The sequence below is a fragment of the Neobacillus rhizophilus genome (genome assembly GCF_018343535.1).
Taxonomy (GTDB): domain Bacteria; phylum Bacillota; class Bacilli; order Bacillales; family Cytobacillaceae; genus Neobacillus; species Neobacillus rhizophilus.
This window is the reverse complement of sequence record NZ_JAGYPF010000005.1, coordinates 364,121-388,167: the sequence shown is the minus strand read 5'-3', so window position 1 is coordinate 388,167 and position 24,047 is coordinate 364,121. Positions and strand designations below refer to the sequence as shown.

Annotated in this window: 25 protein-coding genes; 5 read left to right on the top strand and 20 right to left on the bottom strand. The window is 40.8% G+C overall.

Going from position 1 to position 24,047, the window contains the following annotated elements; translation table 11 throughout:
• Positions 1-18 precede the first annotated feature (18 nt).
• The gene (gene ispG, locus KHA99_RS24770) at positions 19-1,119 is read left to right on the top strand and encodes a flavodoxin-dependent (E)-4-hydroxy-3-methylbut-2-enyl-diphosphate synthase (protein ID WP_213120651.1); all 1,101 of its coding nucleotides are present in this window, start codon (positions 19-21) and stop codon (positions 1,117-1,119) included.
• A gap of 54 nt (positions 1,120-1,173) precedes the next feature.
• On the opposite strand, the gene KHA99_RS24765 is transcribed toward ispG, so the two are convergent.
• The gene (locus KHA99_RS24765) at positions 1,174-1,533 is read right to left on the bottom strand and encodes a DUF4190 domain-containing protein (protein WP_213120650.1); all 360 of its coding nucleotides are present in this window, start codon (positions 1,531-1,533) and stop codon (positions 1,174-1,176) included.
• A gap of 371 nt (positions 1,534-1,904) precedes the next feature.
• Between KHA99_RS24765 and KHA99_RS24760 the strand changes: the two genes are divergently transcribed.
• Positions 1,905-2,507 (top strand): 5' nucleotidase, NT5C type, encoded by a 603-nt coding sequence (locus KHA99_RS24760; protein ID WP_213120160.1) that lies wholly within the window; start codon positions 1,905-1,907, stop codon positions 2,505-2,507.
• Positions 2,508-2,559: 52 nt separating this feature from the next.
• On the opposite strand, the gene zur is transcribed toward KHA99_RS24760, so the two are convergent.
• From zur to KHA99_RS24745, 3 genes are read right to left on the bottom strand one after another with little or no spacing between them, the layout of a single operon-like run.
• The gene (gene zur / locus KHA99_RS24755; protein WP_213120159.1) at positions 2,560-2,973 is read right to left on the bottom strand and encodes a zinc uptake transcriptional repressor Zur; all 414 of its coding nucleotides are present in this window, start codon (positions 2,971-2,973) and stop codon (positions 2,560-2,562) included.
• A gap of 16 nt (positions 2,974-2,989) precedes the next feature.
• Positions 2,990-3,829, bottom strand: a complete 840-nt coding sequence (locus KHA99_RS24750) for a metal ABC transporter permease (protein ID WP_213120158.1) — start codon at positions 3,827-3,829, stop codon at positions 2,990-2,992.
• A gap of 1 nt (position 3,830) precedes the next feature.
• On the bottom strand, positions 3,831-4,598 hold the full coding sequence (locus KHA99_RS24745) for a metal ABC transporter ATP-binding protein (protein WP_213120157.1): 768 nt from the start codon (positions 4,596-4,598) through the stop codon (positions 3,831-3,833).
• A gap of 180 nt (positions 4,599-4,778) precedes the next feature.
• Between KHA99_RS24745 and KHA99_RS24740 the strand changes: the two genes are divergently transcribed.
• Positions 4,779-5,036 (top strand): DUF2624 domain-containing protein, encoded by a 258-nt coding sequence (locus KHA99_RS24740; protein ID WP_213120156.1) that lies wholly within the window; start codon positions 4,779-4,781, stop codon positions 5,034-5,036.
• Positions 5,037-5,373: 337 nt separating this feature from the next.
• Here KHA99_RS24740 and KHA99_RS24735 read toward each other — a convergent pair whose 3' ends face one another.
• Together KHA99_RS24735 and KHA99_RS24730 are read right to left on the bottom strand one after the other, a co-directional pair.
• Complete coding sequence (locus KHA99_RS24735) at positions 5,374-6,267, bottom strand: deoxyribonuclease IV (protein WP_213120155.1); 894 nt, start codon at positions 6,265-6,267, stop codon at positions 5,374-5,376.
• 17 nt (positions 6,268-6,284) lie between these two features.
• On the bottom strand, positions 6,285-7,598 hold the full coding sequence (locus KHA99_RS24730) for a DEAD/DEAH box helicase (protein ID WP_213120154.1): 1,314 nt from the start codon (positions 7,596-7,598) through the stop codon (positions 6,285-6,287).
• A 343-nt stretch (positions 7,599-7,941) separates the two neighbouring features.
• On the opposite strand from KHA99_RS24730, the gene vrrA reads away from it, so the two are divergent.
• Complete coding sequence (gene vrrA, locus KHA99_RS24725) at positions 7,942-8,682, top strand: VrrA/YqfQ family protein (RefSeq protein WP_249366882.1); 741 nt, start codon at positions 7,942-7,944, stop codon at positions 8,680-8,682.
• A gap of 126 nt (positions 8,683-8,808) precedes the next feature.
• Positions 8,809-9,753 (top strand): 4-hydroxy-3-methylbut-2-enyl diphosphate reductase, encoded by a 945-nt coding sequence (locus KHA99_RS24720; RefSeq protein ID WP_213120153.1) that lies wholly within the window; start codon positions 8,809-8,811, stop codon positions 9,751-9,753.
• Positions 9,754-9,784: 31 nt separating this feature from the next.
• Here KHA99_RS24720 and KHA99_RS24715 read toward each other — a convergent pair whose 3' ends face one another.
• The 14 genes from KHA99_RS24715 to KHA99_RS24650 form a co-directional block, all read right to left on the bottom strand.
• Complete coding sequence (locus KHA99_RS24715) at positions 9,785-10,900, bottom strand: Nif3-like dinuclear metal center hexameric protein (RefSeq protein WP_213120152.1); 1,116 nt, start codon at positions 10,898-10,900, stop codon at positions 9,785-9,787.
• The gene (locus tag KHA99_RS24710; protein ID WP_213120151.1) at positions 10,887-11,609 is read right to left on the bottom strand and encodes a tRNA (adenine(22)-N(1))-methyltransferase; all 723 of its coding nucleotides are present in this window, start codon (positions 11,607-11,609) and stop codon (positions 10,887-10,889) included. The genes KHA99_RS24715 and KHA99_RS24710 overlap by 14 nt, the downstream gene beginning before the upstream one ends.
• Positions 11,610-11,688: 79 nt before the next feature.
• The gene (cccA, locus tag KHA99_RS24705; RefSeq protein WP_213120150.1) at positions 11,689-12,057 is read right to left on the bottom strand and encodes a cytochrome c550; all 369 of its coding nucleotides are present in this window, start codon (positions 12,055-12,057) and stop codon (positions 11,689-11,691) included.
• Positions 12,058-12,248: 191 nt separating this feature from the next.
• Positions 12,249-13,388, bottom strand: coding sequence for an acyl-CoA dehydrogenase (locus KHA99_RS24700; protein WP_213120149.1), 1,140 nt, complete (start codon positions 13,386-13,388; stop codon positions 12,249-12,251).
• A gap of 352 nt (positions 13,389-13,740) precedes the next feature.
• The gene (rpoD, locus tag KHA99_RS24695; protein WP_213120148.1) at positions 13,741-14,883 is read right to left on the bottom strand and encodes an RNA polymerase sigma factor RpoD; all 1,143 of its coding nucleotides are present in this window, start codon (positions 14,881-14,883) and stop codon (positions 13,741-13,743) included.
• Between the two features lie 43 nt (positions 14,884-14,926).
• Positions 14,927-16,735 carry a DNA primase gene (gene dnaG / locus KHA99_RS24690; RefSeq protein ID WP_213120147.1) on the bottom strand — a complete coding sequence of 603 codons (1,809 nt, stop codon included), beginning with the start codon at positions 16,733-16,735 and terminating at the stop codon, positions 14,927-14,929.
• Between the two features lie 130 nt (positions 16,736-16,865).
• The gene (locus tag KHA99_RS24685) at positions 16,866-17,036 is read right to left on the bottom strand and encodes a DUF188 domain-containing protein (RefSeq protein WP_213120146.1); all 171 of its coding nucleotides are present in this window, start codon (positions 17,034-17,036) and stop codon (positions 16,866-16,868) included.
• Positions 17,037-17,403: 367 nt separating this feature from the next.
• The gene (locus KHA99_RS24680; protein WP_213120145.1) at positions 17,404-18,213 is read right to left on the bottom strand and encodes a pyruvate, water dikinase regulatory protein; all 810 of its coding nucleotides are present in this window, start codon (positions 18,211-18,213) and stop codon (positions 17,404-17,406) included.
• A gap of 34 nt (positions 18,214-18,247) precedes the next feature.
• On the bottom strand, positions 18,248-18,883 hold the full coding sequence (gene ccpN, locus KHA99_RS24675) for a transcriptional regulator CcpN (RefSeq protein ID WP_284036049.1): 636 nt from the start codon (positions 18,881-18,883) through the stop codon (positions 18,248-18,250).
• A 1,000-nt stretch (positions 18,884-19,883) separates the two neighbouring features.
• Entirely contained in the window at positions 19,884-21,266 is a 1,383-nt protein-coding gene (locus KHA99_RS24670) for a glycine--tRNA ligase (protein ID WP_213120144.1), read from the bottom strand.
• A 286-nt stretch (positions 21,267-21,552) separates the two neighbouring features.
• The gene (gene recO / locus KHA99_RS24665; protein ID WP_213120143.1) at positions 21,553-22,305 is read right to left on the bottom strand and encodes a DNA repair protein RecO; all 753 of its coding nucleotides are present in this window, start codon (positions 22,303-22,305) and stop codon (positions 21,553-21,555) included.
• Between the two features lie 31 nt (positions 22,306-22,336).
• Entirely contained in the window at positions 22,337-22,480 is a 144-nt protein-coding gene (locus KHA99_RS24660; RefSeq protein WP_213120142.1) for a YqzL family protein, read from the bottom strand.
• Between the two features lie 154 nt (positions 22,481-22,634).
• The gene (gene era, locus KHA99_RS24655; protein ID WP_213120141.1) at positions 22,635-23,558 is read right to left on the bottom strand and encodes a GTPase Era; all 924 of its coding nucleotides are present in this window, start codon (positions 23,556-23,558) and stop codon (positions 22,635-22,637) included.
• Positions 23,548-23,949: a cytidine deaminase gene (locus tag KHA99_RS24650; protein WP_213120140.1), complete on the bottom strand. Its 402-nt coding sequence runs from the start codon at positions 23,947-23,949 to the stop codon at positions 23,548-23,550. Before KHA99_RS24650 ends, era begins: the two co-directional genes overlap by 11 nt.
• Positions 23,950-24,047 lie beyond the last annotated feature (98 nt).

Genomic DNA, 24,047 nt, shown 5'->3' with positions numbered 1-24,047 from the left:
GAATTCAACGTGAGTGAAATTATACATCGTACGAAAACACGGCCGATTAAGGTTGGCAATTTAACCATCGGCGGCAATGATGAAATCATCATTCAAAGTATGACAACCACTAAAACCCATGATGTAGAGGCTACCGTTGCCGAAATCAAACGTCTTGAGGAAGCAGGTTGCCAAATTGTCCGGGTCGCATGCCCAGATGAAAGGGCTGCAAATGCCATTCCTGAGATCAAAAAAAGAATCAACATTCCACTTGTTGTTGATATCCACTTCGATTATAAATTGGCACTTAAGGCGATTGAAGGCGGCGCTGATAAAATCAGGATCAATCCTGGAAACATCGGCAGAAAAGAAAAGGTTGAAGCCGTCGTAAAAGCCGCTAAAGAAAAAGGAATCCCAATCCGGATTGGTGTAAATGCGGGGTCATTGGAAAAACGAATTCTTGATAAATACGGCTACCCAACCGCTGATGGCATGGTCGAAAGCGCCCTCCATCATATCAAAATTCTAGAGGACTTAGACTTCCACGATATTATCGTTTCAATGAAGGCTTCTGATGTCAACCTTGCTATTGAAGCATATGAAAAAGCGGCCCGCACCTTCGATTATCCATTGCATCTTGGGATAACCGAATCTGGAACACTTTTCTCCGGAACAATTAAAAGCGCAGCCGGATTAGGTGCAATCATCAGCAAAGGTATTGGTAATACGGTAAGAGTTTCATTAAGTGCAGACCCAGTTGAAGAGGTTAAAGTAGCACGTGAGCTTTTGAAGGTATTCCATCTTTCCTCCAACGCTGCTACCTTAATTTCCTGCCCTACCTGCGGACGGATTGAAATAGACCTGATCAGCATCGCCAATGAGGTAGAGGAATATATCTCCCATATTAAAGCACCTATCAAGGTTTCAGTTCTAGGCTGCGCGGTAAATGGACCTGGTGAGGCTCGTGAAGCAGACATCGGAATTGCCGGTGCCCGTGGTGAAGGACTATTGTTTAGGAAAGGCGAAATTGTCCGGAAGGTGCCAGAATCACAAATGGTCGAAGAACTCAAAAAGGAAATTGACCAGCTTGCCGAAGAATATTTCCGCAAGAAGGAAGCAGAAGAAAAGGTAAACAAATAGGTAAACGTAACAAGAGGCTGTCCCGAAAGACAGCCTCTTTTCTTTGCTCCTATGTTAAAAGAACGGAAGAATAAAGATTCCGATGATAATCGATACCGCTCCAATCCCAATAGCCCACGCTCCAAGCCCTTCGGAGCCGCGGCGTCTAGCAACAAATCCCAGAATAATCCCCGCTGCACCAAAGAGGATTGGCATTACGAACAAGGATAAAATGGAAAGGACCAAAGCGACAGTTCCTAGTCCGGCACCGCCAACAGCACGTCCACGACCATTATCATCAATATTGTCTTTTTCCCTGCCTCTTATAATAGGTACGGGGGCCGCGATTTCGGCAGCAGTTTCTTCATTATAGGAAGAACGGATTGGCACGGATGCCCCAATTGGCAGATCATCTTTCTTTAAAGATACCCTCATTGGGACAGACGCTCCAAATTCCTCTGCCGTTTCTTCATCATATTTGGAAGCTTGGGTTGTTACAGGTGTTGCGATTTCGGAAGTTGTGGCCTCACGATAATCCGATGGAGAATTTGGTATATCTTCACCGATAATTGGGCCACGAAGAGCTTCTTGCACCTTCGTGTCGCGTTCATCTGCCATTCTTTAATCCCTCACTTTCAATGTAGGAGCATTTATTATTGTTAGTCATTAAAGCCTTTTTACTATGACAATGTTTGTCTTAACTAGTTAGTTATTTCATATTCCGCAAAAAATTTCATGCCAAACAGTTCACGGTCTTTGGTAAAATAAAAATAGAACAGAGGAAACAACTGAAGGTGAATTTAAAAATGAAAAAAAGATTTGGAATTGATATTGATGGAACAGTTACCTGCCCTACATCGTTATTGCCTTTTATAAACAAGGCATTTGGGATGAACATTGCCTATGAGGACATCACTCAATACGATTTAACTCCTTTTGTGAATGTGGATGAAAAAGTATTTGCCCATTGGTTTTCAGAAAACGAGCCGATTATATATAAAGAATCTCCACTTGCTAAAGGCGTAAAGCCGGTATTAAATAAATGGAAAAATGAACATGAATTGTTTTTTATTAGTGCCAGAGGACCGCACTTGCTTGAGGTGACCGAAAATTGGTTTTCAGCGCATGGATTAACTTTCCATCACATCGAACTGATTGGCTCTCATGACAAGGTAGAAACGGCTAAAAATCTGAAAGTGGATCTCTTTTTTGAGGATAAACACGACAACGCCGTTGCTCTTCATGAAGAATGCGGAATTCCGGTCATTTTATTTGATACTCCCTATAATCAAGAGCCCATTCCACAAGGTGTCATCCGTGTCAATAACTGGGCAGAAGCAGCCATTTGGGTGGAGAAATGGCTCAAGAAACAGGATAATATACGGGAAATGGCTGGCTCAATGAAATAAAAATAAAAAAGCTGCCCTAAATGAGCGGTCATTCCGCTCATGGGCAGCCTTTTTATTGTACACAATCCGGACATCGGCCATATATTTCGAATTTATGCCCGGAGATGTCATAGCCTTTTAAATTTGCACTGAGGTCCTCCATCGGACATGTCTCAATTTCTTTCGACTTGCCGCAGCTTAAGCAAATAAAATGATGGTGATGATGGGTTTGCGAGCAGGAAAAACGAAAATGTTTTTCACCTGACAACTCCGTCATCTCTAGTATTCCCATGTTAACAAAAAGGGAAAGGTTACGGTAAATAGTATCAAAACTTAAGCCCGGATAATCATCCTTCAATAGATCTAAAACATCTTTTGCTGTTAAATATTTATCGCTTTCAGCAAACAATTGAAGCATATCTTCCCTTTTTCCGGTCTGCTTAAATCCATTTTCCTTTAAATATTGAAGTGCTTCTTGTACATTCATCATTTACACACCTCGCTTATGCTTTATTCACCAAGATTTTTTTATAAAATATCGCCAATATTAATATCAATACAGAGAGCATGACAATTGTTCCACCTGGAGCCAAGTCCACATAATAAGCAAGGCTCAGCCCGCCAAGCACCGATGCTTCACCGAAGATAACCGATAAAACAATGGCCTGCCTAAACCCTTTGGCAATTCGGATACTTGCTGCAACAGGAAGTGTCATTAACGAAGAAACCAACAGGATTCCGACAATTCTCATAGAAGCTGCTATGACCAGCGCCACTAAAATAATGAAAATGAAATGGATACTTTTTGCTGCAATACCGGATGCCTTGGCGTATTCCTCATCAAAAGACAATAAAAACAGCTCTTTATACAAGAGAACCACAGCCAGCACCACTGCAATACTGATTACCAGGATCACCCAAAGGTCGGTACGGCTGACGGCTGATACACTACCAAATAGATAACTGAACAAATCTGTATTAAAGCCTTTGGCAAGAGATATAAATATAACCCCCAGCCCGATTCCTCCGGAAAGAATGATCGGAATCGCCAGCTCTTGATAGTGCTTGTAGACTCCTCTTAGCTTTTCAATAAATAAAGCTCCGCCAACCGAAAAAACCATGCCCATATACAATGGATTCAGTCCCGTAAGTGCAGCAACATAGCGCTCAAGCAACAGACTTGCCGCAATCCCTGCCAAAGTTACATGGCTAAGCGCATCGGCAATCAAAGACAATCTTCTTACCACGATAAATACTCCCAATAATGGAGCTAGAATGCCAATTAACATTCCAGTTAAGAAGGCGTTTTGTAAAAATTCATAATGTAAAATCCCTTGAATCATACTACATGCCTCCGTGTTCATGATGATGAGTCAGCATTTGCACATCATGTCCATAGAATGATGAAAGGTCTTCCATTCTCATCTGTTCAAATTCATTTGTCAGTCCGTGAAAATGCAAATGCTTATTTAAACAGGCTACATGGGATACCTTATCGGAAACGGTCCCGATGTCATGTGTGACCATCACCAATGTAATCGCCTTATTTTTATTTAACACATCAAGCATTTCATAAAAAGCCTTTATGTTCTCTGCATCAACCCCAACGGTTGGTTCGTCAAGAATCAACAGCTCTGGCTCACTCACCAAGGCTCTAGCTATAAATACCCGCTGCTGTTGGCCGCCTGAAAGCTCGCCAATATTCCGGTCTTTAAATTTTTTCATCCCTACTGCATCCAATGAGGCTAATACTTTTTCCGAGTGCTCCTTTTTGAAAAAAGACAACAGGCCTAGCTTTTTTGTTAAACCGCTTGCCACTACCTCATATACGGTAGCCGGGAAACCTGTGTTAAAGGAGTTGGCCTTTTGGGAAACGTAGCCGATTTTGTCCCAATTTTTAAATTTATTGATTTCTTGGCCAAATAGGTAAATTTCTCCCTTTTGCAGCTTTAACAATCCCAAAACTAACTTTAATAGTGTTGATTTTCCAGAACCATTGGGGCCGACAATGGCGAGAAACGCACCCTTTTCCACGGATAAATTGATGTTTTCAAGAACGACGTCCTTTTCATATCGATAGGACAGCTGTTTAATATCAATAATTGATTGCATAGATTTCGCACTCTCACTTTAATTTTAAGAATCATTCCGATTTAACTTTATGTAGTATACAATAGTTATTTTGTGTTTGTAAAGCGGAGCAATTCGCGAATACGCTTATTTTACCGCCTTTATAAGTCACTGTCACACTCCAGCCGCTTTTTCATAAATTAGCATGGAGGAGTGATTAAGGTGAAGATTTTTGAAAGTATTATCAATCATAAAATAAATACCATCACTGCCGATGAACTGCTAAAATATGCAAACCAATTTAATATAGCCATAACCCGCAGTCAGGCAAAAAAAATAGCCGAATACTTAAGAGGAAAAAACATCAATATTTTTGATGACCTGCAGCGTGCCCATTTAGTAAGGGAAATTGCCAAAGCCGCGGGCCCGCAAACTGCCCGGGAGGTCAATAAACTTTTTGCAGAATTAGTAAAAAAATGAAAAGCATTGAGAATCTGCACAGTGCAGGCTGTCGAAGAACTTTCGATAGCCTTTTATTTTGTTATTTTTCTTTAATAATCCACCGCTATAGTTTGTTATAATAATGTAAATATATAGGCTTTTCAACAAGTCTGTTGATTGGAGCGGAGGGCACTCGACTCCTGCGGGATATAGAGGACACTGGAGACCCCACAGACGCTATAGCGCCGAGGAGGCTCCAGGACCTCCCCGCGGAAAGCGAGGCCACTTCGCTGCAATCAACAGGCCTAGTTGCAGAGTCAATCAATAGATTTAAATAAAAAAGCTGTACGCATTGCACAGCTTTTTTGTTTGGAATTTAAGACTGCATTATTTTATTCAGTAAATCCTCTTCAAACTTCTGCTCGCGAAGCATGGCGATTTCGTGGCGATATGGCGCCTTTTTATTGTTTTTGTCTTCACCGACAAACGGAGTTTCGAGAATTTTCGGTACATCCATTAATTGTGGATGATGGACAATATAGTTCAGCGCCTTAAATCCAATATGGCCAAACCCGATGTTTTCATGACGGTCTTTTCTTGTTCCTGATGCATTTTTGCTGTCATTGATATGAAGCACCTTTAATTTATCTATCCCAATAATTTTATCAAACTCATTTAAAACACCATCAAAATCTTCGATGATATTATAGCCGGCATCGTGGGTATGGCAGGTGTCCAAGCATACTGACAGTTTTTCATTATAGTTGACACCATTGATTATCGTCGCAAGTTCCTCGAATGATTTCCCGCACTCCGAACCTTTTCCAGCCATTGTTTCTAAAGCGATTTGAACCTGTTCTTTTCCGGTTAGCACTTCATTAAGACCCTCGATAATCCTTTTAATCCCAGCCTCCTCACCGGCACCGACGTGAGCACCTGGGTGAAGGACTATTTGCTTGGCGCCAATAGCTTCTGTCCGTTCGATTTCCGACCGTAAGAACCGGACGCCTAATTCAAATGTATCCGGATTGGAGGTATTTCCAATATTGATAATATAGGGAGCGTGGACAACTATTTCGGAAATTCCATTCTCCTCCATATGTCTTCTGCCCGCCTCAATATTTAAATCCTCGATTTTTTTCCTTCTAGTGTTCTGCGGGGCTCCCGTGTAAATCATAAAGGTATTGGCACCGTAAGAAACGGCCTCCTTACTTGCAGCAAGAAGCATTTCTTTGCCGCTCATCGAAACGTGCGACCCTAATTTTAACATCATTTCCTCTCCCTCTCTTATTTCTTCTTATTCAATCTGCGCTGCCGCTTCTTGATATTCTCTATTTCTGTTTGCATTTTCTTTTTATACCCTGGTTTTACCTTTTTCGGCTTTTTAATGACAGCCTTAACACGATGGTCCATCTCATCCTCTGGCTTTACTCGTGTTTTCCGGCGGTTTCGACCTTCCAGTTCAACAAATTCGTTATTTTTCAAGTCAACATTCTTAAATTGAATGCCCATCTTTTCAAGACGAATTAAAGCATCTTCATCTGATAAATCATAAATCGTTAAGGCAATCCCGGCATTTCCTGCTCTAGCGGTTCTGCCAACCCTGTGAATATAAAAATCCAAGTCAGAAGGAATTTCATAGTTTATGACATGGCTTACCCCTTCAATATCAATTCCCCGTGAAGCCAAATCTGTCGCAACAATATATTGAAATTCCAAATCTTGAATTTGCTTCATCATTTTTTTTCGTTCTCTTGGTGTTAAATCCCCGTGAACTCGTCCAACCTTCAACCCTTTTTGATATAAATAATCCGCCACTTCATCGGCCATTTTTTTCGTATTTGTAAATACAATGGCTAAATAGGGATTACAGGCGATAAGAGCATCATGAACAAGCCCCTTTTTATCGCGGTGTCTTGATGGAAGCAAATAATGCTCAAGGTTTTCAGCAGCCTTCCTTGTCGGTTCAATCTGAATGTTTTTTGGATTCTCCATGTATTTTTTCAGAAAAGGCTTTAACTTTTCCGGAATGGTGGCGGAAAAAACATACATTTGCAGATCTTCCGGCAGCCTTGAGGCAACACGGTCAACATCCTCAATAAAGCCCATGTCAAGCATCATATCCGCTTCATCGACGACAAGAATCCGGGCTGTATGTACTAATAGCGCCTGTTCCTTTACAAGGTCGTTAATTCTGCTAGGCGTTCCGACGACAATATGAGGCTGTATTTTTAACTTCTCGATAGTCCGCTGCTTGTCTGTTCCGCCTGTAAATAATTTGGCGGTAATTGTTTTCTCAGGGGGACAATGCTCAGTAATTTTTAAAATTTGTTGATAAATCTGGCTGGCAAGCTCTCTGGTAGGTGCCGTGATGACTGCTTGAACCTCTTGTCTCGAAGCATCCACCTTATCTAGGATTGGCAGCACATAGGCAAATGTTTTTCCCGTTCCGGTTTGTGATTGGCCAATCGCACTTTCCCCTTTTAATACCAACGGAATCATTCGTTCCTGAATTTCCGTCGGTTGATTGAAGTCCAGCTTGTTAAGCGCCTCAATAATAAAGCCTTGAAAATCAAAACGTTCAAATTTAGTTTCTTTCATTTACGTACTCCTTATATAAAAATATCTTATTTTTAAGTCAAATGATTGGGGGACCTGCGAATTTCACGTCCATCAAGTAATTATAGTAGAGTTCAAGGGAAATCTCCAGCTATTATCATCTTTTACTTTCCTACAGCTTTTAAAACCATAAATTTCATTTGATTCTGAGTATAATACCTAAACAAAAACAAGGTGTATGCATATTGTAATTCAAGAGGGTAAAAGTGGAAATTCCGCACATGTTCAAGAAGTTTTCCCCATTCGCACTTTTTCCTTTTATAATTTCTTTTTTATGGGAAAACGGTGTCTTCATGTGCTGAAAAACGAGAGGAGGTTTTATGGTATGCAACCAGGACCTAGATTCCCAATGCCAGGGGGAATGGGACCGTTTGGCGGCGGTGGATCAATGATGGGCAGACCAGGCGGTTTATTAGGCGGGGGAAATCAAATGATGAGACCCGGTGGAGGACTGTTTGGCGGTGGAAGAAATCAAATGATGGGCCCGCAAGGAAATCCCTTTGGCGGAATGGGCGGACAACAAATGGGCAGGGGCGGCGGATTACTCTCTAGGCTTTTGGGTGGAGGAAACCGCATGGGCGGTCCAGGCGGAATGATGGGCGGCGGTGGACCTGGCGGCCTGATGGGGATGCAGGGTGCCGGCAGAGCCGCAGGAGGAGGCGGATTGCTCCAATCCTTGTCTAACCCGGGTGGACTATCAAGTATTCTTAACAATACACAACAAGTTATAAAGACTGCCCAGACAATCGGCCCGATGATCCAGCAGTATGGTCCATTAGTGAGAAATCTGCCAGCCTTATGGAAGTTATATCGCGGTTTAAAAAGCTCTGATTCAGATAAGGAAGAATCGAATGAAAAGAAAAATCATTCAGGGGAAGAATCCTCTAGCAGCCGCTTAACATCAACAAATCCAACAACCAAAACTTCATCTAAAAAAACGAGTCGAAAAGGAACTCAGCAAACCAGTTCCGACAGGAAAAGCAGTAGAAAAAGCACACACAAGACAAGTGCGCAGGAAAAAAGACAGCACCCAAAAGGAACCTCGATACCAAAATTATATATTTAACGTAAGAATGCCGGCCTCCGGCATTCTTTACTATTTTGGGCAGGAAAAATGTCTCTTTGTAATATATCTATTAGTTTTATATAATGGACATATAATCTACTAAAATCCTTTTGGAGGACTTCATATATGCAAATCGTTAAAATTTCGCCGCGTGGTTATTGTTATGGTGTTGTTGATGCCATGGTCATTGCAAGAAATGCGGCATTAGATAAAACGCTGCCTCGTCCCATCTACATTTTGGGGATGATTGTTCACAATAAACATGTTACAGATGCCTTTGAAGAAGAAGGAATCATCACCCTTGACGGAAAGAATCGTCTTGATATCTTAGAGAAAGTTGACAAAGGGACCGTTATTTTTACAGCCCACGGCATCTCGCCAGAGGTAAGGGAACTTGCGAAAAAGAAAGGGCTAGTCGCCATTGACGCGACCTGCCCGGATGTAACCAGGACGCATGACCTTATTGAAGAAAAGGCCAGGGAAGGATACCAAACGATTTACATCGGCAAAAAAGGGCATCCAGAGCCTGAAGGGGCACTTGGAGTGGCACCTAGCATGGTCCACCTTGTGGAAACACCTGCTGATGTCGAAGCATTGAATCTCGATTATGATAAACTCATTGTCACTAACCAAACAACCATGAGCCAATGGGACGTTTTCGATACGATGGAAAAGGTAAAAGAAAAATATCCCCATGTCGAGGTATTTAATGAGATATGCCATGCCACCCAAATCCGGCAGGAAGCTGTTGCCGAGCAGGCTAAACAAGCGGATGTCACCATTGTCGTCGGTGATCCAAAAAGCAATAATTCTAATCGCCTTGCTCAGGTTTCTCAGGAAATTGCTGGTACAACAGCATATAGGATTGCTGATATAACAGAACTTGACATTGATTGGATTAAGGACGCCAAAGCAGTAGCTGTTACTGCGGGTGCATCAACTCCGACACCAATTACGAAGGAAGTCATCGCGTTCCTTGAACAATTCGATCCAATTAATGAAGCTACATGGGAACGCAAGAAAAACGTTCCATTGGCAAAAATCTTGCCGAAAGTAAAAAGAGAAAGCTAAGCGAAAGAGGCTGACAAAGGTCAGCCTCTTCTTATATGAATTGAAAAGGATCGGTATGAATTTGTGAAGGAAAAATCTCCACTTCATATCCTGCTTCCTGGCATAATGTCTGCAACGTTTCGGTCAGGCCTTTTTTCATGACCTTTTCAACATTATGTCCTGGGTCAATCATATTCAAGCCATCCATCATCGCATCATGTGCGGTGTGATAATAAATATCCCCTGTCACGTACACGTCCGCCCCTTTGAATTTGGCATGGGAATAATATTTATTGCCATCGCCCCCTAAGACGGCAGCCTTTTTCACTTTGGCCTGCAAATCTCCTACAACGCGAACCCTGTCCACCTCAAGAGCCACTTTTACCTTTTCGGCAAACTCCCCTAACGTCATTTCCGGGATCTTTCCTATTCTGCCTAGCCCAAGTACCTCTCCTTTATTTTCAAGCGGATAAACATTATAAGCCACTTCCTCATATGGATGAGCTTTAATCATAGCGGTAATTACCTTTTTTAAGATAGGCTCAGGTACAATCGTTTCAATCCGAACCTCTTCGACCGTTTCTAGCTCCCCAGGCTTACCGATAAAAGGATTCGTATCTTCCCCAGGCAAAAATCGTCCAGTACCGTTTGCCGTAAATGAGCAATGGCTATAGCTGCCAATAAAACCTGCACCGGCGTTCCCAAGCGCCTGTCTTAGTTCATCAGCATGACTGACAGGCACAAACACCACTAATTTCTTTAATTTTGTATCAAAAGTAGGAACTAAAACCTCTGCATCCTCCAACCCTAAAGCTTCAGCCAGCCAATCATTTACCCCGCCCTTGGCCACATCTAGGTTGGTATGGGCAGCGTATACTGCAATATCATGTTTGAGTAATTTCTCAATTATCTGCCCTTGAACAGTATCAGTAATAATATTTTTTAATGGTCGGAAAATCGGCGGATGATGAGCAATAATAAGCTGAACCTTTTTTTCAATGGCCTCATCAATGACGGAATCAAGAATGTCCAAGGCAATCATTACCCGTTCTACCTTTTGATTAAGGCGTCCAATTTGCAGGCCGATTTTATCGCCTTCCATTGCCAGACTCTTTGGCGCAAATTTTTCAAACAGCTGAATAATTTCATGACCATTAGCTTTTTTCAATTTTCAATGCCTCCTCCACAAGTTTTAGCTTATCTTCTATTTCCTTTCTTTTCTCCACTGTTTCAGGGGTCGCAGCAGCGTTTTCTAACTGTTTTTTAACTCTTTCCCAATTGCTGCTTTCAGACAGCCATTTTTTCTTAAAAATCTCATTTTGGTGCCGAATGAGAAATGGTCCCATTAACAGCTCCATCTCCATTTTATTCTTTTGATAAGGGCGTTTTGCATCACCTTTTTCAGCAACTAAAATCTCATAGGTTTTGCCGTCCTCCTCAAGAATTTCTTCGGTAATCAACTCCCATTCATTTTCCAAAAACCATAAACGGATGGAAATGGCGCTAATGTTTGGCTGTAACACAAGCCTCTTGACGGTTTCCAGCTTTTCTTTTCCATTTTCTAAAATACTGGCAATCAAAGCGCCACCCATGCCGGCAATCGTAATGCAGTCTATCTCACCAGATTCAATAACCTCGAGGCCGTCTCCCATCCTGACTGAAATTCTATCTGACAGTCCTTCTGCCATTACGTTGCTTTTTGCAGATTGGTATGGACCTCTCACTACTTCACCGGCAACGGCAAACGGAATGCCAGCGTTCTTAACCAAGTAACTAGGCAGATAGGCATGATCAGAACCAATATCTGCTAATCTTGCCTCCTTTGGAACGTATTTCGCAACAGCCGTTAAACGCATTGATAATTTTTCTGCATTCAAATTAACACACCTGCTTTTCAATATGTATGCCTTAATAATATAAAAGGTCCTTTACAGATGCAAAGGACCTTTTGTCAAATTATTTAAGTTTCGATAACCAATCTGCCATTGCAGCTGCTTTATCTTCGGGAACAAGACCGGCAGGCATGGAGCCTTTACCGTGAGTCACGATGTTTTTAAGTTCTTCTTTAGAAAGCTTGTCGCCAACACCTTTTAACGGAGGACCTACAACCCCTTGGTATTGATCGCCGTGACAGCCAATACAAGTTGTTTTATAAATGTCTTCTGGCTTGGATGCAGCCACTTCTGTTTTCTCACTGCCTTTGCCTTCACCTTTCTCAGCAGCAAGCTCCTTACTATCCCCTAGTCCTTTAAAAGACAAAGTGAACATAAGGACAATCCCAAAAACCATGATGAGAATGTAAGGAATTACCGGATTCTTTTTCATAATTTTACCTCCCTATGTATAAACATCTGTAAATAAATAAAACCGCCTGCAAACAACTACTATTTTACTTGAAAATGAACAGAAGGAAAAGCCCTAAAGTTATTTTATCACTATAATCTTTTAAAAAAAGAGCAAAGAGGCTAAAATAATTATTTATTTCAGCCTCTTTGTTATAGTTCCCAATTTATTTTTTAACAACCAATTAACCTTGAAATAACCATTCGTTGGACTTCGGATGTTCCTTCGCCAATTTCCAAGAGCTTGGCGTCACGCATCATTCTTTCTACTTGGTATTCCTTCATATAGCCGTATCCGCCGTGAATTTGGACTGCTTGGCTCGTAACTTCCATACATATTTCGGATGCATATAATTTACACATAGCTGCTTCCTTTGAAAATGTTCTTCCTTGATCCTTTAACCAAGCAGCCTTATAGACCATATTGCGGGCCAGCTCAATTTTCATCGCCATGTCAGCCAGCTTAAATTGAATAGCTTGGAAGGATGAAATTGATTTGCCAAACTGTTTTCTTTCCTTAGCATAGGCTAGCGCTTTCTCGTAAGCACCCTGAGCAATCCCGACAGCCATGGCGCCGATTCCAATTCTGCCTCCATCAAGGGTAATTAAAAATTGCTTAAAACCCTCGCCGCGTCTTCCCAGCAGGTTTTCCACAGGTACTTTGACATCCTCTAAAACAAGCTCAGTTGTATTGGAGGAATTTAAGCCCATTTTTTCGTAATTATCAATAACTGTAAATCCAGCTGTATTCGTTGGAACAATGATGGCACTGATTTCTTTATTACCGCTTGTTTCATTCGTTACGGCGGTCAGTGCCAAATGCTTGGCATAACTGGCATTCGTGATGAAACATTTATTCCCGTTGATGACAAACTGGCCTTCCGTTTCCTTTGCGGTTGTTTTAGTTCCCCCGGCATCGGATCCGGCATTTGGCTCTGTCAATCCAAAGGCACCTAACGATTCGCCTGTGCAAATGGGTCTTAAATAGGTTTCCTTTTGCTCTTCTGTACCAAATAAGTTTAAAGGAGCGCCCCCTAAGGAAATATGCGCTGAATAAGTGATACCTGTTGAACCGCAAACTCTGCTTAACTCTTCCACCACAATCGCAAAACTAACGGTGTCTGCCCCTCCCCCGCCGTATTCCTCCGGAAAGGGAAGTCCCATCATTCCCATTTCTGCCATTTTTTTAAACACATCTGTCGGAAACTGTTTTGTTCTGTCACGTTCTATTGCATCTGGCGCAACCTCTTCTTCTGCAAACTGGTGAATTGTCTTTTTAATCATTTGTTGTTCAGATGTTAAGTCAAAGTTCAAGTCCATCTCCCCCTAATCATCTATGTATACGCTTACAAATATATTATATTCTTTTCACCTAACAATTCTCAACTTTAATAAATTTTAGAAAATATAATATTATCTGAATATGGGGCGAAAAACCTCATCAGGTATGGCATTTAGCACTATAAACCTTATCTGAATAGGCAAAATTGACTTTAGATCACCTTTTTTACAATAATAATTAAGTTGCTATTTGGGAGAAAACACCAATTGGCATATTTGCAAAATGAGAGACAATTCAGTAAAATAGAGAAAAAAGAGAAAGTGCTTTCAAAAAAAGTAAAAAAAATAGTTTACTTCATAAAAGAAGTAAACTATCTTTTGAGCCTTATTCCAAGAAATCTTTAAGGCGTTTGCTGCGGCTTGGGTGACGCAGTTTCCGCAAGGCTTTTGCTTCAATCTGCCGGATTCGCTCGCGGGTGACACCAAAAACCTTGCCGACCTCTTCGAGGGTGCGGGTACGGCCGTCATCCAGCCCAAAACGAAGGCGAAGAACATTTTCTTCCCGGTCCGTCAGGGTATCGAGAACATCTTCAAGCTGCTCCTTTAACAACTCATAAGCAGCATGTTCTGAAGGGGATGTAGCATCCTGATCCTCGATGAAATCTCCAAGGTGCGAGTCATCTTCTTCACCAATTGGTGTTTCAAGTGAGACAGGTTCCTGGGCAATTTTTAAAATTTCCCTTACCTTATCAGGTGTCAGGTCCATATCTTCGGCAATTTCTTCCGGAGTTGGTTCCCGGCCTAAATCCTGCAGCAACTGACGCTGAACACGAATAAGCTTGTTAATTGTCTCTACCATATGCACTGGTATCCGGATTGTTCTCGCCTGATCGGCAATGGCGCGGGTTATGGCTTGGCGAATCCACCATGTGGCATATGTACTAAATTTAAAGCCTTTACGATAATCAAATTTTTCAACCGCTTTGATGAGACCCATATTTCCTTCCTGGATAAGGTCAAGGAACAACATGCCACGGCCAACGTAGCGTTTTGCAATACTAACAACAAGACGGAGGTTTGCTTCAGCAAGGCGCCGCTTTGCTTCTTCATCACCTTGTTCAATGCGGTGGGCTAAGTTAATTTCCTCTTCAGCAGAAAGCAAATCAACCCGGCCAATTTCCTTTAAGTACATACGAACAGGGTCGTTGATTTTTACACCTGGAGGTACGCTTAGATCATTTAAATCAAATTCATCGCCATCATCATCTTTTGATAGCGCCTTGATGCTTGGATCATCATCGTCCTCTTCATCACTATCACCAACTAATTCAATTCCCTGGTCGCCAAGGAATTCATAAAACTCATCCATCTGATCGGATTCCACGTCGAAATTTGCCATTTTCTCAGCAATATCATCATAGGCAAGGACACCAACTTTTTTACCCAATGCGGTTAACTGGTCTTTCACTTGCTCAAGGGTCAATTCATTCTCGACCTCGCTTGCACGTGCTGATTTTTCAGCAGCCATACGGGGGTCCCCTCCTTCAAATAATCAAACACACTAAATTACTCTATAGTGATTTACGCAATTGATTGATTTCATTTCCAATCGCAGCAGCCAGCCTAAAATCACTGTGTCGCTCCGCTTCTTTTAACTCAGCTTCTTTTTCCTTTATTTTTAACAATTTTTTATGTTTCAACACCTGTTTGATATAATCAGTTAATTCCTGATGACTTAATTCATCATTAATTGACATCATTTCGATGTTGGCGACTATTCTTCTTAGATTTTCATCATGAATATAGGATAAAAATGCGCTTGAATCAGGGTTAATATGTTCTTCGTAAAATGCCAAAAGATAGGTTATGATTGCCTGATGTTCATCTTCGTTAAACGTATCTCCCTGTAGTAACTCCTGCACCTTATAGGTGTTATCCCTGCTTTTTAGCATATGAGCAATGAGACATCTTTCTGCCCTATAATACGCAGGTTTTAATTCATTTACTTTTTTTTGTACAAGAATCGGTTTAGATTTTGGTTCGTTCTTACCAATTTCCTTTTTCTTCTCCGCAAAATAAATCTGCTGTTCCTGCTGTTTTAAGGAATCTAATGATAGGGAAAACTCTGCCGCAATTTGCCTCAAATAATGATCCTTTTCAACGGCTTTTGTTAATTTGCTGATTTCTTTTACTATTTGTTCGATATAAGCAAGCCTATCTCCTTCATTCTGAAGATTTTTTCCTCTTCGAAAATAAAGAATTTTAAAAGCCATCCAAGTTAAACTTGCGCCAATTACCTCGCCGCGAAATTTCTCCGGACTGTTCTTCTTAATATATTCATCCGGGTCCATACCATCAGGCATTAAAGCTACTTTTATTTGAAAGCCTGCATCGTTCAAATGGTTGCCAGCTCGAAACGCTGCTTCAATTCCTGCTTTATCTGAATCATAGCAAATGGTGATGATTTGCGCGCTAGTACGCAAAAGAGCGATATGATCATCAGTCAACGATGTCCCCATTGTCGCAATGCCATTTTCGATTCCAGCGCGGTCAGCGGCAATCACATCTGCAAACCCTTCAAATAAAACTGCCTGCTGGGATTTTTTTATGCTGGGCTTAGCCAAGTTGTAATTGTATAAAATTTTGCTTTTATTAAAGATTGCTGTTTCGGGACTATTTAAATATTTGGGCTCATCGGCCCCTAGTGTTCTCCCTGAAAAAGCAATCGTATTTCCATTTCTGTTGAATATCGGAAACATAATTCGATCCCTAAATCGATCAAAGTATGTTCCATCTTTTTCACGTTTAATGATGAGTCCGGCTTTTTCCATCCATTCGGGAGAAAAATCCCGTTTCGTTAGGAACTTATAAACAAAATCCCACGAATTCAAGGAATAACCAATTTGAAATTTTTCAATCGACTCATGTGTAAATCCTCTTCCAAGCAGATACTCCAATGCATGCTGTCCTTCTTTTGTATTTACCAGCAAGTGATGATAAAATTTACGTAACAGCTCATGAGCATCAAGCATGGCCTGAAGTTCATCAGAAATTTTTTTCTCGGAGTGAGCGGAGGATAAATTTATTTCAAGATTAATATTTCCTCTTGCAGCCAGTTTCATAGCCGCTTCCTGAAATGAAATTCCCTCTAGTTCCATTAAAAAAGAAAAAACATTTCCGCCTGCACCACAGCCAAAGCAATGGAAGATTTGTTTGTCAGGCGATACTGAAAATGACGGGGTGCTCTCTCCATGGAAAGGACATAATCCGAAGTAATTTCGCCCCTGTTTTTTCAACCCTACATAATCGCTGATTACCTCGACAATATCAACAGCCTGACGAATTTGATCTATTTTTTCTTCGGCAATACGGTCTGCCATGAAAACAACTCCATTGATATACAGGTATTCAACACCTTCATTTTAAATTCCTGCAAATTTCGACAAAATTTTTGTTAATTCTGCCGTAAATTTTTGCCGATCCGCTAAACGAAAAGGTTGGATCTTTACCTTAACTCCCTTCCTCAAAGCCTTCGCGTTGGGGAATCTGTTCCTTGCTGTAGTGGTCATAGGAGGCGATAAAAAATATGTCAATGGCGAATTTCTTTGCAATTTCGACAATCTCCGCCTTGACCGGGCAGGAATCAGCATCGACATAAATTGTCGGGTGGTCTCTCACCATTTTATTAATTCTACATCACTCCGAATATTCCTTCTTTCCAGATTAATTTTATTGGGAAAACTCGCCGATTTACGAGCAGGCAAACGGGTTATGGAGAAATTTTCCCGATAAAATAAGAATTTCAAAAAAAAATTCCTTAGAGTGAAAAAAAGGATTTATGTCGAATTTTTTTTTGTAGGTCCCCTTGACATCTCACAGTAAATAGTTTATTCGTTCAAATGCAAGTCTAAACCTAAAAACATATATTTTTATCACAATTTTTTATTATAGTATATTCGTTATCATTTTGCCATAACTTTTTTTTATTATTTTTTTTATTATTTTTTTCACCCAATAAGCAAAAAGCACATAATCATAAGATTATGTGCTATGGCCTGCCTTTTTGAATATAGTTTAAAATAACATTGGCCGTTTCTTCAACTGCTTTATTGGTTACATCAACAACAGGACAATTAATTTTCTGTACAACCTTTTCAAAAAAATTCAGCTCTTCTTTTATCCTGTCAATGTTTGCATAGCTAGCCTGATCATTTAATCCTAAAGAAAGCAGTCTTTCTCTTCTTATGTTATTTAACTTTTCTGGACTGATTTTTAAGCCAAAGCATTTCTCTTTCGGGACTTTATAAAGTTCTTCCGGCGGATCAACCTCTGGAACAAGCGGGACATTGGCCACTTTTAGACGTTTGTGGGCCAAATACTGGGATAAAGGAGTTTTCGAGGTTCGAGATACACCTATTAGCACAATATCTGCCTTTAAAATCCCTCGGGGATCACGGCCGTCATCATACTTTACAGCAAATTCAATTGCCTCAACCTTTTTAAAATAATCCTCATCCAATTTACGGACAAGCCCTGGTTCACACAATGGTTCTTTGCCGCTGAAGCTTTGAATTTGATCGATAATCGGACCAATTAAATCCACAGCTGATATTCCTTCTATATCTGTTCTTTCTTTCATATATGTACGCATTTCCGGTTTGACAAGTGTATATGCCACCATTGCATGGTCCATAGAAACTAGTGACAAGACTTCATCTATATGTTCCTTATCTTCTACATAAGGGAATCTCTTTAATGTCATCCCGGATCCGTTAAACTGACTGATAGCCGCTTTTGTTACTAATTCGGCCGTTTCACCTACTGAATCTGATACCACATAAATCACTGGCGAGACCATTCTCCCAAATCAACTCCTTCTTATTAACAAACTTTTATTCATCATCGCCTAATGAAACAAAGGCTTTGGTAATGTTCGTTTTCGTTACTCTGCCGATAACTTCATAGCCTTTTTCCGTTTTTCTCACTACCGGAAGTGCATCAATTTGTTTTTCAATCAACTTTTTTGCTACCTCAATCAGCAGGTCATCCCGTTCGCACATGGTTATATTGGGCATTCTTGTCATGATGATATTGACAGGAATGGTCGTTAACTCTTGTTTCCCAATACTTGCCCGAAGCAAATCTTTTCTGGATAGAACTCCAACTAAAACAGTATTTTGGTCGACCACAAATAATGTCCCTACGTCCTCAAGGAACATGGTGCAAATAGCATCATAAACCGAGACGTTTTCATTTACGACAACCGGGATGGATTGGTAGTCCCTCACATATACTCGTTGGAGATTTTCCGTTAATAATTGCGCTCCTGATTTTCCTGTATAAAAATATCCGACCCGGGGCCTGGCATCTAAAAAACCGGCCATTGTCAAAATGGCAAGATCCGGTCTTAAGGTAGCTCTGGTTAAGTTCAATTGGTCAGCAATATGCTCCCCTGTGATCGGCCCATTTTCCTTTACTATATCTAATATCAGCTCTTGGCGTTTTGTCAGTTCGATTGTCCTCACCACCCTTAAAATTCCTGAAAGTATCCAGAAGCCTTTTATTTAGCAATATTATATACTAAATGCTATCTAATTGAAATGAATAGGCTATGAACTATAAATGCAAACTCGCCGATTGGCGAGTCCGATAGGACGGTTCATGAGGCGTAGTTGAATTTATGCGTTAGGAAATTATAAATTTGTGAAAATTTATAATTTCCTATTAGCCAAATAGGAAAAGGTGCGGGTTTCCGCACCTCAGGCTGTCGAAAAACTTTCGATAGCCTTATATTTCATTCATTAACAATACTCCTCTTTAATTTGTTATATCCTTATTAATTTAAAGACTTTTCAAAAGGGCTGTTGATTTGCGCTCCAGGCGCTTCGCTTTCCGCGGGCGTGCCGTGGAGCCTCCTCGGAGCTATCGCTCCTGCGGGGTCTCCCCTGCCCCGTACTCCCGCAGGAGTCTTCGCGCCTTCCGCTCCAATCAACAGGTGTGCTCAATAATGCCTTCAACTCACAAAATAATAAAAAGGGATGTGATGAAACAAATGGTAAAGAAGCTGATTCTAATATTACCATGGTCTCCCCTTTACAAATGCCTTTCATCAATCGAAGGATAAAAAAGCAGGAACCCGATAAGGAAATGTCCCTCAAATACGTAGAAGAACAAAATCAGCGAATTGAAAATTCCAGTGAACGAGCCCTCCAAGCTACAGCATGCCAAAATAAAAAAAAGATTGCAACACACTAAGCAAGATTGGAAAAAGTGTGTTGCAATACTTTATTTGATTTACCTCCCTGTTGATTGGAGCGGAGGGCACCGACTCCTGCGGGATATAGAGGTCACTGGAAACCCCGGAGGCGCCTTCAGCGCCGAGGAGGCTCCAGGACCTCCCCGCGGAAAGCGAGTGCCCGGAGCGGAAATCAACAGGCCAGTTAGCAGGGACAATCTATTAATAAAAATTTGCCGAATTAAAAATAACTTTTCATGACAATCTGAGACGCGGGTTTCCGCACCTTTTTCTTAGAATAATACCTTTTCCTGTAAGAATGCAGCAAGCTCCGCGATTGGAACCCTTGTTTGTTCCATTGTGTCGCGGTCTCTGACGGTAACCATTTGATCTTCCTGGGAATCAAAGTCATATGTGATACAGAATGGAGTACCAATTTCATCATGGCGGCGGTATCGTTTACCGATAGAGCCTGCTTCATCATAATCTACGTTAAAGTGTTTTGCTAATTGTTCAAATACTTCTCGTGCTCCGTCGGAAAGCTTCTTCGAAAGCGGAAGAATTGCTGCCTTAAACGGTGCGAGGGCAGGATGGAAACGCATAACTGTTCTGGATGTTCCATCTTCTAACTGCTCTTCATCATAAGCATCGATTAAGAAAGCCAACGTTACCCGGTCTGCACCAAGGGAAGGCTCAATGCAGTATGGAATATAACGCTCATTTGTTTCCGGATCAATATAATTGAAATCCTCACCGGAATATTGCATATGCTGCTTCAAATCATAATCTGTTCTAGAGGCAACACCCCAAAGCTCACCCCAGCCAAACGGGAATTTATATTCAAAATCAGTTGTAGCATTGCTGTAATGGGACAGTTCGTCTTCGGAATGGTCGCGAAGCCTTAAGTTTTCTTGGTTAAGACCTAATGACAAGAGCCATTTTTCCGCAAATTGCTTCCAATAATCAAACCAATTTAGTTCCTCTCCTGGTTTGCAGAAGAATTCGAGCTCCATTTGCTCAAATTCTCTCGTGCGGAAGGTAAAGTTACCCGGTGTAATTTCATTACGGAAGCTTTTACCGATTTGGGCAATACCAAATGGCAGTTTCTTACGCATTGTCCGCTGTACATTTTTAAAGTTTACGAAAATACCTTGAGCTGTTTCCGGACGAAGAAAAATTTCATTTGCACTTGTTTCCGTAACACCCTGGAATGTTTTAAACATAAGATTAAATTGGCGGATGCCGGTAAAATCGTGGCTGCCACATTCTGGGCAGGCAATATTATGCTCTTTAATCAGCTCTTCCATTTTTTCAAACGGAAGGCCATCTACCACCATCTCAATGTCTTTTTCTTCAAGCGCATTTTCAATCAATTTATCAGCACGGTGACGGGCTTTACAGTTTTTGCAGTCAATCATTGGATCGTTAAAGTTGCCGATATGCCCTGAAGCTTCCCATGTCCTTGGGTTCATGAGGATTGCCGCATCTAAGCCAACATTATATGGTGACTCCTGAACAAACTTCTTCCACCAGGCAGCTTTTATATTATTTTTAAATTCGACACCTAAAGGACCGTAATCCCAAGTGTTTGCAAGTCCTCCGTAAATTTCAGACCCCGGAAAAATAAAACCTCTGTGCTTAGCGTGTGAGACAATCTGTTCCATTGTTACACTCATCGTAATAACTCCTTTTTCATATTCTTAATAAATAAAAAACTCCCGTCCCTATGCCTATAATAAGCATAGGGACGAGAGTTACCCGCGGTTCCACCCTATTTGCTGCCTAAAAGCAGCCACCTTAATACAACTTTGCTCAAGAACGCCTTCCTTAATGCTCTACACCCTAGCTTACACTGTCCTAGGTTCGCTTTTATAGAGGGAACTAAGTACTACTTTCTGTCAACGCAAATATTAATTTTAAAGCTAATATTAACCAAAACTTTTAACATTGTCAACATCGCATTTATAAAAGATTACGAAATTGCCCCATCGAGTCGAGGAATTTTTTTGTCTTCAAATGAAGCCCAGAATATTCATCATAATAAACCGAAATAACTTTCTTCAGTTCTGCCTTTGTTTCATCTTTAACAGAGATATTCCCTAATCTAGACAAATCGAAATAATAAAACAACCTTAATAATTTTACTGCTGCTTGTGATAGTTTTATATGATAGCGATCCTTGTCTACACACCGGTGACAGATAAATCCGCCTTCCCGGATGGAAAAAGAAAAATGCCCGTCTGTGCTTCCACAAACGGAACATTGATTCAAGATAGGATATAATCCTAAAACATTCAACATTTTCATCTCATAGATATTCACAAGAATATCGGCATCATAGCCTTCATTCATATAGTGAAGGGTCTGATAAAGCAATTCAAAATGAAAAGGATTAGGCTTTTTCTCCTCAGTACATTTATCCGTTAATTCGGCAATATAACTTGCATATGCGGTTAGAAAAATATTTTCCCCAATCGATCGCATCGAGGAAATGACTTCACCCTGCTGAAGGCCTCCTAGGCCTGTTCCTTTTTGAACGAGGAAGTAACCGTGAGTGAATAACTGGGAAATAGCAGAAAGACGGCTGTTAGGCTTTTTAGCTCCACGGGCCATAAAGCCGACCTTTCCCCATTCCCTTGTATATAGTGTAATAATTTTGTTCGTTTCACCATAATCTGTTGTTCTAATGACGATGCCTTCACATTTCTGAAGCATGATTGTCACCTTCTCGAGGCGCGTGACTTGCTTATGAAACTGGAAAATCGATTTGTGCTAGCTCTTCATTCAGATTACCGGGTATTTCTTGGTTTTCCTTCTCAAGCTCTTTAAAGAGAAGATATGTGTCAATATTACCTGTTTGGCTAAATATTTTCCACGTAAAATCCAACATGAAAACCCCACCTTTCGATATTTAGACTAGCGTTACAGTTCAAACCTTACAATTATCATAGCCTGCCTACGCATTAATCATAAGACGTAAATTTTGTTAAAACTGATTATGCATATTCTTGAACGAGTGTTAATACTTTAGTTAAAGTGATTCACTAATATTCGTTTTCATTAAAGCCATATTCACGAAGCTGGGACATTCTATTGCGCCAATCCTTTTGAACTTTTACCCACAGTTCCAAAAAGACTTTGGAACCTAGAAGGTTTTCGATATCAACACGAGCACGCTTGCCTATTTCCTTCAGCATGCTTCCCTGCTTGCCAATGATAATCCCTTTTTGTGAATCGCGTTCGACAATAATGGTTGCCATGACATGAATAATGTCTTTATTCCCCTGCCGTTCCATTTTATCAAGGACAACGGCCAAGGAATGAGGGATTTCCTCCCTTGTTAAATGAAGGGCTTTTTCCCTGATTAACTCTGTAATGATAAAGCGTTCCGGATGATCGGTTACCTGATCAGCAGGATAGTATTGCGGCCCTTCAGGAAGAATCGCTTTAATTTGCTCAAGCAGTCTTTCGACATTATTTCCTTCCAGTGCAGAAATTGGCACAATTTCTTGAAAAGCATACTTTTCTTTATACAATTCAATAATCTGCAACAGCTCATCAGGGTGAACTTGATCAATTTTATTAATGACTAGAAAGACTGGTGTATCAATGGTTTGAAATTTTTCAAGAATAAATTCTTCACCACGCCCAAAACCTTCTTCGGCATTGACCATAAATAAAACTAAGTCTACTTCTTTAAGAGTATTTTGGGCAACCTTCATCATGAAGTCACCTAATTTATGTTTTGGTTTATGGATACCAGGGGTATCGATAAACACCATTTGGGCGTCTGAAAGGGTCAAAACTCCTTGAATTTTATTGCGCGTCGTTTGCGGCTTGTCGCTCATGATGGCGATTTTTTGGCCGATTACCCGATTCAAAAAAGTTGATTTCCCGACGTTTGGGCGGCCAATAATGGATATAAACCCTGATTTATAATCTGTTCCTGAACTCGTATTATTTACCATTTAAATCCTCCGGCGAAAAAGCACCCGGCAATAACTGTTCTACTGTGGTCTCTAGAACATCCCCTTTAAGGTTGGTTAAAACCACCTTCATTTCCCTCGGGCATAATTCTGCAATGACCTGCCTGCAGGCCCCGCATGGCGAGCATGGCCTATCAGTGTCAGCAACAACGGCCATCATTTGATATTGCCGGTCGCCTTCTGAAAACGCTTTAAAAACAGCAGTCCTCTCTGCGCAGTTACACATACTGTAGGCGGCATTCTCAATATTACAGCCATGATATACTTTACCATCTGTTGTTAAAAGCGCTGCTCCCACGCCAAACTTAGAATAAGGAATATAAGCTTTTTCTCTTGCTTTTTTAGCTTCTTCGATTAGTTGTTCGATGTTCACTAGTCTTCTTTCCTTTCCAGCAGGAGTCCTGCTGTTTCTTTATTTTACCTCAAATTTTCCAAAAAAACATTATTTGTAATTAAAAAAATAAAAGATTT

What these genes read in the sequence shown, in the direction of transcription:
- KHA99_RS24765 (WP_213120650.1), bottom strand. Translation starts at nt 1,533, where the DNA reads ATGAGGGTATCTTTAAAGAAAGATGATCTGCCAATTGGGGCATCCGTG.
- KHA99_RS24760 (WP_213120160.1), top strand. Translation starts at nt 1,905, where the DNA reads ATGAAAAAAAGATTTGGAATTGATATTGATGGAACAGTTACCTGCCCT.
- zur (WP_213120159.1), bottom strand. Translation starts at nt 2,973, where the DNA reads ATGAATGTACAAGAAGCACTTCAATATTTAAAGGAAAATGGATTTAAG.
- KHA99_RS24750 (WP_213120158.1), bottom strand. Translation starts at nt 3,829, where the DNA reads ATGATTCAAGGGATTTTACATTATGAATTTTTACAAAACGCCTTCTTA.
- KHA99_RS24745 (WP_213120157.1), bottom strand. Translation starts at nt 4,598, where the DNA reads ATGCAATCAATTATTGATATTAAACAGCTGTCCTATCGATATGAAAAG.
- KHA99_RS24735 (WP_213120155.1), bottom strand. Translation starts at nt 6,267, where the DNA reads ATGTTAAAATTAGGGTCGCACGTTTCGATGAGCGGCAAAGAAATGCTT.
- KHA99_RS24730 (WP_213120154.1), bottom strand. Translation starts at nt 7,598, where the DNA reads ATGAAAGAAACTAAATTTGAACGTTTTGATTTTCAAGGCTTTATTATT.
- vrrA (WP_249366882.1), top strand. Translation starts at nt 7,942, where the DNA reads ATGCAACCAGGACCTAGATTCCCAATGCCAGGGGGAATGGGACCGTTT.
- KHA99_RS24720 (WP_213120153.1), top strand. Translation starts at nt 8,809, where the DNA reads ATGCAAATCGTTAAAATTTCGCCGCGTGGTTATTGTTATGGTGTTGTT.
- cccA (WP_213120150.1), bottom strand. Translation starts at nt 12,057, where the DNA reads ATGAAAAAGAATCCGGTAATTCCTTACATTCTCATCATGGTTTTTGGG.
- rpoD (WP_213120148.1), bottom strand. Translation starts at nt 14,883, where the DNA reads ATGGCTGCTGAAAAATCAGCACGTGCAAGCGAGGTCGAGAATGAATTG.
- dnaG (WP_213120147.1), bottom strand. Translation starts at nt 16,735, where the DNA reads ATGGCAGACCGTATTGCCGAAGAAAAAATAGATCAAATTCGTCAGGCT.
- KHA99_RS24685 (WP_213120146.1), bottom strand. Translation starts at nt 17,036, where the DNA reads ATGGTGAGAGACCACCCGACAATTTATGTCGATGCTGATTCCTGCCCG.
- KHA99_RS24680 (WP_213120145.1), bottom strand. Translation starts at nt 18,213, where the DNA reads ATGGTCTCGCCAGTGATTTATGTGGTATCAGATTCAGTAGGTGAAACG.
- KHA99_RS24670 (WP_213120144.1), bottom strand. Translation starts at nt 21,266, where the DNA reads ATGAGTGTAACAATGGAACAGATTGTCTCACACGCTAAGCACAGAGGT.
- recO (WP_213120143.1), bottom strand. Translation starts at nt 22,305, where the DNA reads ATGCTTCAGAAATGTGAAGGCATCGTCATTAGAACAACAGATTATGGT.
- KHA99_RS24660 (WP_213120142.1), bottom strand. Translation starts at nt 22,480, where the DNA reads ATGTTGGATTTTACGTGGAAAATATTTAGCCAAACAGGTAATATTGAC.
- era (WP_213120141.1), bottom strand. Translation starts at nt 23,558, where the DNA reads ATGGTAAATAATACGAGTTCAGGAACAGATTATAAATCAGGGTTTATA.